The sequence below is a fragment of the Streptomyces sp. NBC_00513 genome (assembly GCF_041431415.1).
GTDB lineage: Bacteria > Actinomycetota > Actinomycetes > Streptomycetales > Streptomycetaceae > Streptomyces.
The window spans coordinates 1300502-1313112 of record NZ_CP107845.1 but is presented as its reverse complement, the minus strand read 5'-3'; the positions used below and the strand labels follow the sequence as shown (position 1 = coordinate 1313112).

The window sequence follows — 12611 nt, the reverse complement described above, 5'->3', positions numbered from 1 at the left end:
GAGCCGGTCGGATCGTGGGAAAATCTGACCATGGTCCAGCGCCCCGGTGTGCCGACCGCACCCGAACTCGTTCTGGAAACGGCCGGGGGCTCCACCGCGATGAGCCCGGTCCGGACCTACCACGTCGGTCGGGACCCCCTCTGCGAGATCTGCCTCGACGACGCCCGCGTCTCCTGGCACCACGCCGTGCTGCGCGCCGAAGGCGACCACTGGACCGTCGAGGACGAGAACAGCACCAACGGCACCTGGGCCGACGGCCACCGCATCCACGCCTGGAACATCGGCGCCGGCAGCGAACTGCGTTTCGGGAGCGTCGACGACGGCCCGCGCGCCCTCCTGCTCGGCCCCAAGCCGCCTGCCAAACCCGCCGAGCCGTCGGGCAGATCGGCCAAGCCGTCCGCAGAACCCGCCGAGCCGGCGGCGACCCCCGCCTCAGCTCCGCCCGCACGGGCCCCGTCCGCCTCAGCCGCCCCCGCGCCGGCCGCGCCCGCCCCCGCGCTCCCCGTGACCCCCGCGCCGTCCGCCACCCCCGCGTGGCCTTCGGCGTACCTGGCGCCCACCGGGTCCGCCGGCGGGACCTCGCGGCCGTCCTCCGTGTCACACCCCGGGCTGACCGGCACCTTCGCCCGGCCGACGTCGGTCCGCCCGCTGCCCGCGCGGACCGCCGTACGCATCGGGCGGGCCTCGGACAACGACCTCGTCGTCGACGACCTCGTCGTCTCCCGACGCCACGCCGAGCTGCGGGCGCTCGCGGACGGCACGTACGAGATCGTCGACCTCGCCAGCCACAACGGCACCTACCTGAACGGCGCCCGCGTCGAGCGCGCGCCGATCGCCGAGGGCGACATCGTCGGCATCGGGCACACCGCCTTCTGCCTGGTCGGCGACCAACTCCAGGAGTACGTGGACACCGGAGAGGTCTCCCTCGACGTCCAGGACCTCGCCGTCGCGGTCGACCACGGCCGCAAGGTCCTCCTCGACCACGTCTCCTTCCCCGTCGGCGCCAAATGCCTGCTCGCCGTCGTCGGCCCCAGCGGCGCCGGCAAATCCACCCTGCTCGGCGCCCTCACCGGCCTGCGCCCCGCCGACCAGGGCACCGTCCTGTACGACGGGCGCGACCTGTACCGCGACTACGCCGAACTCCGCAGCCGCATCGGCCTCGTGCCGCAGGACGACATCCTGCACGCCCAGCTCACGGTGCGCCGCGCCCTGACCTACGCCGCCGAACTGCGCTTCCCCCAGGACACCGAGAAGGCGGAACGCCAAGCGCGGGTGGACGAGGTGATCGGTGAGCTCGGCCTCGGACAGCGCGCCGACCAGTCCATCCACAGCCTCTCCGGCGGCCAGCGCAAGCGGGTGTCCGTCGCCCTGGAACTGCTGACCAAACCCTCCCTGCTCTTCCTCGACGAACCCACCTCCGGTCTCGACCCCGGGATGGACCGCTCCGTCATGCACATGCTGCGCGGCCTCGCCGACGACGGCCGCACCGTCATCGTCGTCACCCACAGCGTGCTCAGCCTCGACGTCTGCGACCGGCTGCTCGTCCTCGCCCCCGGCGGACGCGTCGCCTACTTCGGACCGCCCGACGAGACCCTTGCCTTCTTCGGCTACGAGCAGTGGCCCGAAGCCTTCGAGGCCTTCGAGAACGAACGGGACCGCGACTGGGCGGCCGAGTACGCGGCATCCCCCCTGTACCGCAGGTACGTGCGCGGGGCCGCCACCCGGCCCCCGGTCGCGGACGGCAGACCCGGACCGGCCGGTTTCGTCGCCCCTCCGCCCAAGGCGCAGAGCTGGGGCTCCCAGCTCTCCACGCTGGTCCGGCGGTACGCGGCGGCGCTGAGCGCGGACCGGACCTTCCTCGCCATCATGATCGCGCTGCCGTTCGTGATGGGCGCCATGGCCCGCGCCCTGGCCGGCAGCCGCCTCACCCAGGAGACGGCGATCAACGCCCTGCTCATCCTGTGCGTGGGAGGCGTGCTCACCGGCGCCGCCAACGCGGTGCGCGAACTGGTCAAGGAACGGACCATCTACCAGCGCGAACGCGCGGTGGGACTGTCCCGCTCCGCCTACCTGATGTCCAAGGTGGTGGTCCTGGGCGCGATCACGGTGGCCCAGGCCGTCGTGCTGACGCTCGTCGCCCTGTTGGGCGTGAACCTCGGCGCCCCCGGCGGCAAGGGCGTCCTCATGCCGCCGCTGATCGAGATCACGCTCGCCGTCGCCCTGCTGTCGTTCACCGCGATGATGCTCGGCCTGCTGGTCTCCGCCCTGGTCAGGAAGGAGGAGGTCACCATGCCGCTGCTGGTCCTCCTCGCCATCGTCCAGGTGGTCTTCTGCGGGGCGCTCCTGCAACTGGACGGGGTGCCGGTGATCCAACAGCTGTCCTGGCTGGTGCCCTCCCGCTGGGCGCTCGGCGCGATGGCGGGCACCATCGACCTGGGCGCGATCGTGCCCGGCCCCCTCACCGACGACCCGCTGTTCGCGCACACCGTCGGCGTGTGGCTGCTGAACCTCGGGATGCTGGTCGTGCTGTCCGTACTGTTCGGCGTACTGGTCTCCCGGCTGCTGCGGCGCCACGAACCCGCCATCATGCGGAAGTAGGCCGCGTGACGAGCCCCGAAGGCCCCGAAGGCGTCGCCGACTTCCGGCCCACCCACGTCGTGCCCCGGGACGGCCTGCCCGCCTGGGAGGCACCGGACGTCTCCCGGCCCACCGCCGCCCTGGACGCCTTCCTGCCGGTGCAACTGCTGTCCCGGCGCGGCGAATGGGCGGAGATCCTCTGCGCCAACGGCTGGTCCGCCTGGGTGGACGGGCGGCTGCTGGTCGTCGTCCCGCAGCCGCCGCCCACGGCGGGACGCCCCCTCTCCCGCGCCGAGGACCCCCGACCGCTCCTCGCCCGCGGCGTCGAGGCCCTGGAGCGCTACCGCCGGGCCGCCGACGAACTCGCCTCCGGCCGGACGGACGCCGACGGCTTCCGGCGGGCGACCCGGGGCCTGCGCGCCGGGGTGGTGCTCGACGGGGCGGAGATCTGGCTCTACGACGAGACGGCCGGGCGGTGGATGTACGGCGACGGGACCCGGCGGGCGACGTACGCCGTCGTCTCGGAACCGGGCGCGGCCCCCGGCCCGCAGCCGCCGGCCGAGACCCCGGAGTCCGACGGACAGGCGGCGGCCGACGCGCCCGGGCGGACTCCGGACGAACAGGCGGCCGACGCGCCCGCACTCGGACCCACGCCCGGCGAACAAGCGCCCACGCCCGGACCCGTGCCGGGCGAACAAGCGACCGCGCCCGAGCCCACGTCCGGCGAACGGGCGGCCTCGGCGGGCGACGGTCCGGGCGAGGCGCCCACCGGCCCGGCGGACGGACACGAGCCGACGCGGATCGTCGACACACCCGGGGACGGTGGCCGGTGACGTCCGCCGCGGACACCCCGGGAGGTCGACCGGCCGCGCCGGGGACACGGATCGCCGGGTACCGGTTGGAGGACGAGATCGGACGCGGAGGCATGGCCGTCGTCTACCGGGCGCGGGACCTGCGCCTCGACCGCGTCGTGGCACTGAAGCTGCTGGCACCCGAGTTGGCCCGCAACGACACGTTCCGACAGCGGTTCGCGCACGAGTCGAGGGTGGCGGCGTCCCTCGACCATCCCCACATCGTTCCCGTCTTCGAGGCGGGCGAGGCCGACGGTCTGCTGTACATCGCCATGCGCCACGTCGCCGGACAGGACCTGCGGGCGATGCTGGACCGCACCGGCCCGCTGCCGGTGGCGACGGCCGCGCGGATCGCCGGCCAGGTGGCCTCGGCCCTGGACGCGGCCCACGACCACGACCTGGTCCACCGGGACGTCAAACCCGGCAACATCCTGGTCGCGGAGGGCACCGACAGCGAGCACCCCGAGCACGTGTACCTGACGGACTTCGGGCTGACGAAGAAGTCCCTGTCGCTGACCGGGTTCACGAGCGTCGGACAGTTCGTCGGAACGCTGGACTACGTGGCGCCGGAACAGATCTCCGGCAAGCCGGTGGACGGGCGGTGCGACGTCTACGGCCTGGGGTGCGTCGTCCACGAGATGCTGGCCGGTGGACCACCGTTCCGGCGGGACGACGACATGGCCCTGCTGTGGGCCCACCAGTACGACCCGCCGCCACCGGTGAGCGCGGAGCGGCCGGACCTGCCGGCCGCGGTGGACGACGTGCTGGCGAAGGCCCTGGCCAAGTCGCCGGAGGAACGCTGGAGCACCTGCCTGGAGTTCACCGCGGCGCTGCGCCGGGCCGGGGAGGAAGGACAGGCGGCCGGTCGGCGCCCGCCCACCCGAACGGCTTCGGCGCCGCCCGTCGACGCCCCGGCGCCGGGGGAGTCGGAACCGGCGCCCCCGCCGCCGCGCTGGGCGCTGCCCGTCTTCCGACCGCGGGAGCGGGCCTGACGCCGTCGCGGTGAGGGAGCCCGTCCGCCGGACCGGGTCAGGGTCCGTCCGCGCCGGGGACGGGCAGGCAGAGCACGTACGCCCGGACGTCCGCGTGCGAGGCCGAGGCGTACCAGCCCTTGCGCCCGTGCGGACCGGCGACCGGGTGGCTGGCGAGGACGGGGCCGGTCCGACCGTTCTCCAGGGAGTAGCCGCCGGACTGTACGAGCATGCCGTCGGGACAGTAGACCGCGCTCGCGGAGACCTTGCGGGGCGTGGCGTCCTGCACGCCGACCGGACCGGCCAGGTAGCGGGCGCCGGTCGTCGCCTCCGTGGGGAGGGCGGTGGACAGGGTCAGGGCGACGGCGGAGACGGCTAGCAGGCCGCCGGCGTGGAGCGGCCGGAACAGGCCTTTAAACGTGTTCACGGAGGTGAGGTTGGCATGCAGAAACGATGCCCCGATGAACCGATATCCCGCTCTTCACCCGTACGGCCCATCGGTTGCCGGGTTCAGGGTCGCTCCCCGCGGGGATCAGGGTCGCCCACTCGGCCGCGGCGGCGCAGGGGGCGGGCCACCAGGGCGCCGAGGAAGCCCGCCACGGCGCCCCACAACAGTCCCAGACCGACGTTGCGCCACAGGTGCGCGCTGAGCTCGACCTTGCCCCCGAGACCGCCCGCGTCGCCGATCCCGAGCAGCGACAGACCGAACTCGGCCCGGACGGAGGCCGTCAGGCACACCGCCAACGTCGCCAGCGCCAGGGCCACCGCCAGGTGCAGGGCGTGCTGTCGCGCCCGGACGTGCGCGGGGGAGCGTACGGCCGCCAGCACACCGGTGCCCAGCAGCAGGACGGCGGCCACCGGAACCAGCCACCACGCCCGGGAATCGTGTTCCGCGAGCGAGGCGACGTCCACCGTGGACAGGTCGGGGCCGCGCAGCGCCTGGTCCAACAACCGCGGCATCGGCAGCCCGAACGGCCCGTCCACGCGGCCCTCCCAGGACCCGCCGAAGCCCAGGGTCAGCGCGAGCCAGGCCAGGTTCGGCAGGCCCAACAGGATCACCGCGAACGTCTGTGCGACGTCCCCCCGGGTGGCGGCCACCACCAGACCGGCGACCACGCCGATCGCCACGTACGCCAGCAGCAGCACGACCGTGGCGAAGGCGGCCGGGCGCACCGCCGTGTGGAAGCGCACCAGGGCGGCGGGCAACGGCGCACGCCGGGAAACCAGCAGGGTGATCGCCAACAAGCCCAGGATCCAGAGGAGTCCGAAGAACAGCGTGGCCGGCACCTCGGCCCGGAAGCCCACCGTCGGGGCCGCGTCGAGGAGTTCGCCGATCTCCCCGACGGGGGAGTCGCCCGTGGAGATCCCGAAGTCCTGCCTGGCGACCAGGGCGACGCCGAGGAGCGCGAGCAGCCACAGCACCACCAACGGCACGACCCGTCCGAGCAGTTCGCGCGGGTGGGCCACCGCCCGGTTGTGCAGGGGGCGCAGGAAGCAGAGGCCGACCGTCAGGGCGCCGGCCAGGGTCACCGAGAGCGGGAGCACGGACAGGTTCACGTCGGCCTCGGCCAGGAACCCGGCGCCGCCCGACACCCCGATCGAGCCGCCGGCCGCCATCACGACCACGGCCGCGACCACCCGGGGGAACGCGCCCTCCGGGAGGTCGCCCGCACCCGCACAGGCCAGTCCCGCCGCGGCGATCACGATCATCACCACGAAGCCCGCCACGACGGCGGCGAGGGCGTCACGCCAGGCCCGTGCGGAGCCACCGGAGGTCGTTGCTGACGTTCGGCTCACCCGACAACGGTAGGCACCCTCGGCTTGCGGCCACCACCGGGAGGCCCCACACAATGGTCCGCAGGAGCGCAAGAAATCCGGAGATTTCCGTACACCACCACGGAACGTCCGCCCCGGACCGGAACTCCTCCGTCAGGGAAGAAGAGCCCGTGACCACGCAACCCTCCGGCCAGGAACCGCCGCTGCCCCCGCGGTCGTCACAGTCGCCGTCCGAGCGCCCGTCCGGTCCCCCTTCCGGCCCACTGTCGGGCGGGCGGCGGGGAGGCCCGCCCGAGCAACCGCCCGGGGGGCCCGCCGGCCCCGACGGTCCCGCGCCCACCGGGCCGTCCGGCAAAGGCCCGTGGTGGCGTTCCGGACCCCGGTTGGCCGCGGCGGTCGTCGCCCTGGCGGCCGTCGTGGCGCTGGTGGTGGTACTCACCCGGCCGAGCGGCACGCCCTCCTCCACCCGGGCGGGCGGCGGGGAGGTCTTCCTCCAACCGGCCTCCGCGACCGGACCCGCCCCGTTCACCGAATCCACGGCGGCCGAGGAGGCCACACCGCCGGCGCAGAGCCCGCCGCCCTCCGCGAGCGACAGCGCGCCGGCGACCGGGGCGACGGTCACGCGCAGCGTCAGCGGGGCCGCGCCCGGGCTGTACGGGGGCACCCGGAACACCGCCAGTTGCGATGTCGGGAAGCAGATCGCGGCGCTGACCGGGCAACCGGCCAAGAACACCGCCTTCGCCTCCGCCCTCGGCATCCGTCCCGAGGCCGTACCCGCCTACCTGCGCTCCCTGACCCCCCTGCGGTTGCGCGCGGACACCCGGGTCACCAACCACGGTTACCGCGATGGCAAGGCCACCCCCTACCAGGCGGTGCTGGAGGCCGGTACGGCGGTGCTCGTTGACGACCGCGGGGTGCCCCGGGTGCGCTGCGCGTGCGGCAATCCGTTGGGGGAGCCGGTGGCGCTCGGGGCCGACGCGAAGCGCACGGGGCAGTCGTGGCCCTCGTACCAGCCGCAGCGGGTGGTGGTCATCGCCCCCTCGGTGAAGGTCGTGAACACCTTCGTGATCTACGACCACCACGACGGGACCTGGGTCGGACGGGACCGCGCCGACCACGACGGCAAGCGCGACAAGCCGGTGCCCCCGCCGGTGACCCCCACCCCGACGGGCACCACGTCCCCGGACACCACCACGTCCCCCGGGAGCGGCTCGCCGACGGACACCGACACCCCGACGCGATCACCGGGCGACACCCCCGGCGCGACCCCGTCCGACAGCCCCCCGGAGTCCTCCGCGCAGTCCCCGGGCCGATCCCCGGAGCAGTCACCGGACGAGCCCGCCTCGGATTCGCCCGCCGACACCACCCCGAGCGACAGCACCGCGAGCGACAGCACCCCGAGCGACGCCCCGGCGGATTCGCCGCCCGCCCGCGTCGCCCCGTCGGACACCCCGCCGCTCACCCCGTCCTCGGTGGCACCCCCCTCGGAGGCGAGCCCCCGCACCGGGTGACCGCGCGCCCCGGCCGGGGAACAGTGAGACCCTGACTGCATGGACCAGCGGGGAAGCACGACCCCCGAGGTCGACTGGCCCGCGCGGCCCGACACGAGTCTCGCGCTCAACCGCATGGGCACCTTCGACTGGGACCTCGACAGCGGACAGATGCACCTGGATCCCACCGCCCTCGAGGTCCTCGACTTGCGTCCGGACGAGTTCACCGGAACCCCCGCCGGACTGCGCATCCGACTCGTGTCCGGCGAGGAGTCGCGGATCGACGCGCGCGTCGCCCAGGCGATGAAGGACGGCCGCAGCCACTACGGGGCGTACTTCCGCAGTCGCAGGCGGGACGGAACCCTCGGCTGGACCCACATCCAGGGACACATCCTGCGGGACCCGCACGACGGCCGTCCGTACCGGGTCATCGGGATCCTCCGCGACGCGGCCCACGACCCCGTCGAGCCGGGCGCCGCCGGGGAACGCAACGAGGGGCGCCTTCGGATGACCGGCGTCGTGGAACGGACCACCGCGATCCTCGCCCACGCGCGCACGGTCAACGACGTGACCGACGTGCTCAAGGACCCCGAGGCCCTCGGGCACCTCGGAGCCGTCAGCGTGATGCTCGGCGTCGTCGACGGCGCCCGCGTCCACCTCGTCGCCGAAGGACAGCTCGGTTCCTACGTTCCCGAGATCGAGTACACCCGCGTCGACGCGCGCTTCCCGATGAGCGAGGCCGTACGCACCCTCCAGACGGTCTACGTCGCGTCCCGCGAGGAGTTCCAGCGGCGCTACCCACAGCTGTGGCCGTACATCGAACCGCTCGACGTGCGCAGCGGGGTCTACCTGCCCCTGATCGCCCAGGGCCGTCCCGTGGGCGCGCTCGGGCTGCTCTACAGCCGGGACGGGGACTTCACCACCGAGGAACGGAACGTGCTGGTGGCCCTGGGCAGCGGCATCGCACAGAGCCTCCAGCGGGCCATCCTCTTCGAGCAGGAGCACGACCTGGCGGAGGGACTCCAGCGGGCCATGCTGCCGCGCAGGATCCCGGAGGTGCCGGGCGCGCTGATCGCCGTACGGTACCGGGCGGCCAGGATGGGCCGGGACATCGGCGGCGACTGGTACGACGTGATCCCCCTCGGGGAGGGACGGGTCGGGGTGGTGATCGGGGACGTGGAGGGCCACGACACCGACGCGGCGGCCGTGATGGGCCAGTTGCGGATCGTCCTGCGGGCCTACATCGCCGAGGGGCACACGCCCGGCACGGCGATGGCGCGCGCCTCGACCTTCCTGCGGGAACTGGCGACGGAACGGTTCGCCACCTGCACCTACGGCGAGGTGGACCTGAACACCGGCATGCTGCACCTGGTGCGGGCCGGTCACCTCGACCCCATCGTCCGCCGCGGCGACGGCAGTTGCCACCGGATCCAGGTGGCCGGCGGACTGCCGCTGGGCCTGCCCGCCCACGACCCACCGGGGACCGGTACCGGCTACCCCGTGACCAGCGTCGAACTGCACCCCGGCGACACGCTGCTGCTCTGCACGGACGGCCTGACGGATCGCCGCGGCGACCGCGCCGATTCGGGGATGCGGGAGGTCATGGACGGGGTCCGGGACGGACCGGTCGACGTCGAACGGCTGGCCGACGTGCTGTGCGACCTCGTCGGGGACGCGGGCGGCGGCGACGACATGGCCCTGCTCCTGCTGCGCCGCCGGGGCACCCCCGCCCCGCGCGGCGGCGGCCCGCTGCGCCACGAACTCGCCCCCGGCGACCCTGACGGCCCCGCCCTGGCCCGGCACCTGATCCGGGCGGCGGTGGCCGCCTGGGGCGCCCGGGAGCGGGCGGACGAGGTCGAGCTGGCCGCCGACGAACTGATGACGAACGTCCTGGTGCACACCGACGGCGCGGGACACGTCAGCCTGCGGCTGACCGCGGAGGGACGGATCCGCATCGAGGTCGAGGACTCCAGCAGCGCCCTGCCGCACCGGCGCGAGGCGGGCGACTGGGCGGTGTCGGGGCGCGGTCTGCTGCTGGTGGACCGGCTCGCGGACGACTGGGGGGTGGAACCCCGGGGCGGCGGCAAGTGCGTGTGGTGCGAGTTCATCGTCCCGGGGCGGCCCGGGTAGCGGCGCCCGACCGCCCGGCGAATGGCTGAACACGCCGCTCCCGGTCCGGGTCGCGCTCCCGGGGCCGCGCCGACCCGCGAAATCCTTCCCGGGTGTCGATCCTCCGGCCGCCGCTCCCGGCCCTGCTCGCCTCGCTGCTCTGCGGCGCCCTGCTCGCCGGGCCGCCGGCCGCGCTCGCCGCGGAGGTCGACGACGGCATCGAGACCGCCCGCACCTCCCGCCCGGTCGCCCCCGGCGTGCGGCTGGACTCGTACGACCGGCTGGAACGCGACCGTTGGCTGCGCGTCGACGAACTCGTCGTCGACCTCGCCGCACCCGGCGGGGTACGGGCCGAGTACCTGGGCGGGCGCGGAGCCGAGACGCTCGCCCAGGCCGTCGCCCACCACCCGGCCGGGCCGGGGCGCCGCGTCGTCGGAGCCGTCAACGGGGACTTCTTCGACATCCGGGGAACCGGCGCCCCCCTCGGCCCCGGGGTGCGGGGCGGCCGGCTGCTGCACTCCGCGTCGCCCGGCCCCGGCGGCGCTGCCGTCGGCTTCGCCCCCGACGGCAGTGGGCGCGTCCTGCGCCTCGGTCTCACCGGGAGCATCACCCTGCCCGGCGGCGCGGTGCGCACCCCGGCCGGGTACAACGCCGCCCTGCCGCCGGCCGAGGGCTTCGCCGTGTACACCGCCGACTGGCCCGGCTCCGTACTCCCGGACACCGGGCCGGCGGTGGAACTGCGCGACGGCCGCGTCGCCGTCGCGGCCCCGGTACCGATCCTGCGGCGTCCCGCGCGCCGCGACCGCCCGGCCCCCGGCACCACCCTGCTGGTCGCGGCCGGGGCGGCGGCGGCCGAACTCGCCGCCCTGCGCGTCGGGGACCCCGTGACCGTCACCGCCGCGCCGCTGCCGGAGTCGGGACCGGTGCCCCTGGAGGCCGTCGGCGGGCGGGAGGCCCTCGTCGTGGCCGGGGTCCCGCAGAACCACGACGGCGAACCGAACGACACCGCCGCCCCGCGCACGGCCGTCGGCCTCTCGCGGGACGGCCGGTCGCTGCGCCTGGTCACCGTGGACGGCCGCATGCGGGCCAGCGGCGGGCTCACCCTGACCGGGCTCGGCCGCATGATGCACCGGCTCGGGGCCCACGAGGCGCTCAACCTGGACGGCGGCGGCTCCTCGACGCTCCTCGCGGCGCTCTCCGGGGCGACCGCCCCGACCCTGGAGAACACCCCGTCGGACGGGAGGCCCCGCCCGGTCCCCAACGGCCTCGCGCTCACCGCCCCGGTGGGCTCCGGACGGCTCACCGGCTACCGGATCGAGGCCGCCGCCGGCCGCCTCTTCCCCGGACTGACCCGCACCCTGACCGCCACCGGCCACGACCCCGCGCTCGGACCGGCCCCGGGCACACCCTCCTGGTCGGCCGAGGGCGCCGGCCGGATCGGCCCCGACGGGGTCCTGCGCGGCTCCCGGCCGGGGCCCGTCACCGTCCGGGCCCACACGGCCCGGCCCGGCGCCCGACCGGCCGAAAGCGGTCCGGCCGAGGGCTCGTTGGCGCTGGAGGTGCTCGGGCCGCTGACCCGGATCCGCCCGACCCGGGACCGGATCGGGCTCGCCGACCGGACGGAGAGCGCCGGCTTCGACCTCACCGGGTACGACGGCCAGGGCCGCGCGACCACCGTCGAACCCGGGGACACCGTCTTGCGGTACGACCGCTCCCGCTGGCGGGTCGCCCCCGACGGGCGGGGCGGCTTCACGGTCCGGGCGCTGGTCGCGCGGGCCACCGGGCGGCTGCGCGTCAGCGTCCCGGCCACCGGCGCCACCGCCGAACTGGCCCTCGGGGCGGGGCTGGACGCGCTGCCCCTCGCCGATCTGGAGGACGCCGCCCGCTGGAGGGGCGCGGGTGCGACCGCCGCCCCCGGCGAGGGCCGGCCGGGTACCGGGATCGCCCTCACCCTCCCCGCCCCGGCCCCGACCGCCACCGCAGCCGCCCCCCGCCCGATCCCCCTGCCGGAGCAGGCCCGTTCGGTGTCCCTCTGGATCGGCGCGGACGGGTCCGGAGCACGGCCGGCGGTGCACCTGACCGACGGGGACGGGGCCGGGCTCACCCTGCGCGGGCCGGCCGCCGACTGGTCCGGCTGGCGCCGGATCACCCTGCCGCTGCCGGCGACGGCCGAGCCACCGCTGCGCCTCACCGGCCTGTCGGCCACCCAGGGCGGGGGCGGCCCGTCCCGGCTGCTGCTGGACACGCTGACCGCCGAGACCCCGCCGACCGGGGCCGCCCCGACGGTCACCCTCCCCCCGGACCCGGTCGTGTCGACGCCCGCCGAGGTGCGCGCGCGGCCCTGGCGGTTCGCGGTGTCGCCGGACGGGCGGGCACCGGGGGTCGGCGCGGACTTCGTCCTGGTGGGGGTGGACGGCCGCCCGGGCTTCACCCACCGGGGCGTGCGCTTCGTGCCGCTCGACGGTCGCCGCCGTACGCTCGACGCGGGCGGCGGTCTGGACCGGATGCGGGTCCTCGCCGAAGCCCTCACGGCCGCCGCGCGGGAGCCGGGGACGGGCGCGGTGGCCGTCGTACAGCGGTACGCGCCGGGCGTCGTCGACCGGAACGAGGCCGCCCTGCTGACCCGGCGCCTCGCCGAGTTCCGGCGCGCCACCGGCAAACGCGCCGCCCTGTTCACCCTCGACGCCCCCCGCTTCACGGCCGCCCGCACCGAGGGCGTGCCGACCGTCACGACCGGGCGCGCCGGCCGGACCCTGATCGGGGTCGACGCCTTCGCGGCGGGGGAGTGGCTCTCGATCCTGCCCGGCCCGACGCCGGCGCCCTGACGCGGGCACCGC

8 protein-coding genes are annotated in these 12611 nt (G+C 75.5%); 6 read left to right on the top strand and 2 right to left on the bottom strand.

The genetic code is table 11. The features are described from left to right. The first annotated feature begins 30 nt into the window (after positions 1-30). The 3 genes from OHA84_RS06260 to OHA84_RS06250 are packed head-to-tail and all read left to right on the top strand — an operon-like array spanning position 31 to position 4420. On the top strand, positions 31-2598 hold the full coding sequence (locus tag OHA84_RS06260; RefSeq protein WP_266972757.1) for an FHA domain-containing protein: 2568 nt from the start codon (positions 31-33) through the stop codon (positions 2596-2598). 5 nt (positions 2599-2603) lie between these two features. Continuing rightward, a complete protein-coding gene (locus tag OHA84_RS06255) occupies positions 2604-3410 on the top strand; it encodes a hypothetical protein (protein ID WP_266972759.1) in 807 nt (268 codons plus the stop codon). Further along, on the top strand, positions 3407-4420 hold the full coding sequence (locus OHA84_RS06250; RefSeq protein WP_266972761.1) for a serine/threonine-protein kinase: 1014 nt from the start codon (positions 3407-3409) through the stop codon (positions 4418-4420). Before OHA84_RS06255 ends, OHA84_RS06250 begins: the two co-directional genes overlap by 4 nt. Positions 4421-4457: 37 nt before the next feature. Here the strand turns inward: OHA84_RS06250 and OHA84_RS06245 are convergent, their stop codons facing one another. Both OHA84_RS06245 and OHA84_RS06240 read right to left on the bottom strand, forming a co-directional pair. After that, positions 4458-4826 carry a hypothetical protein gene (locus OHA84_RS06245; RefSeq protein ID WP_266951917.1) on the bottom strand — a complete coding sequence of 123 codons (369 nt, stop codon included), beginning with the start codon at positions 4824-4826 and terminating at the stop codon, positions 4458-4460. 83 nt (positions 4827-4909) lie between these two features. Then, positions 4910-6196 carry a streptophobe family protein gene (locus tag OHA84_RS06240; RefSeq protein WP_266972763.1) on the bottom strand — a complete coding sequence of 429 codons (1287 nt, stop codon included), beginning with the start codon at positions 6194-6196 and terminating at the stop codon, positions 4910-4912. A gap of 182 nt (positions 6197-6378) precedes the next feature. On the opposite strand from OHA84_RS06240, the gene OHA84_RS06235 reads away from it, so the two are divergent. The 3 genes from OHA84_RS06235 to OHA84_RS06225 all read left to right on the top strand — a co-directional run bounded on the left by OHA84_RS06235 (position 6379) and on the right by OHA84_RS06225 (position 12599). Continuing rightward, positions 6379-7686, top strand: a complete 1308-nt coding sequence (locus tag OHA84_RS06235) for a DUF6777 domain-containing protein (protein ID WP_371591580.1) — start codon at positions 6379-6381, stop codon at positions 7684-7686. Between the two features lie 39 nt (positions 7687-7725). After that, on the top strand, positions 7726-9795 hold the full coding sequence (locus OHA84_RS06230; protein ID WP_266972767.1) for a SpoIIE family protein phosphatase: 2070 nt from the start codon (positions 7726-7728) through the stop codon (positions 9793-9795). 92 nt (positions 9796-9887) lie between these two features. Then, entirely contained in the window at positions 9888-12599 is a 2712-nt protein-coding gene (locus tag OHA84_RS06225; protein ID WP_266972769.1) for a phosphodiester glycosidase family protein, read from the top strand. Positions 12600-12611: the final 12 nt, after the last annotated feature.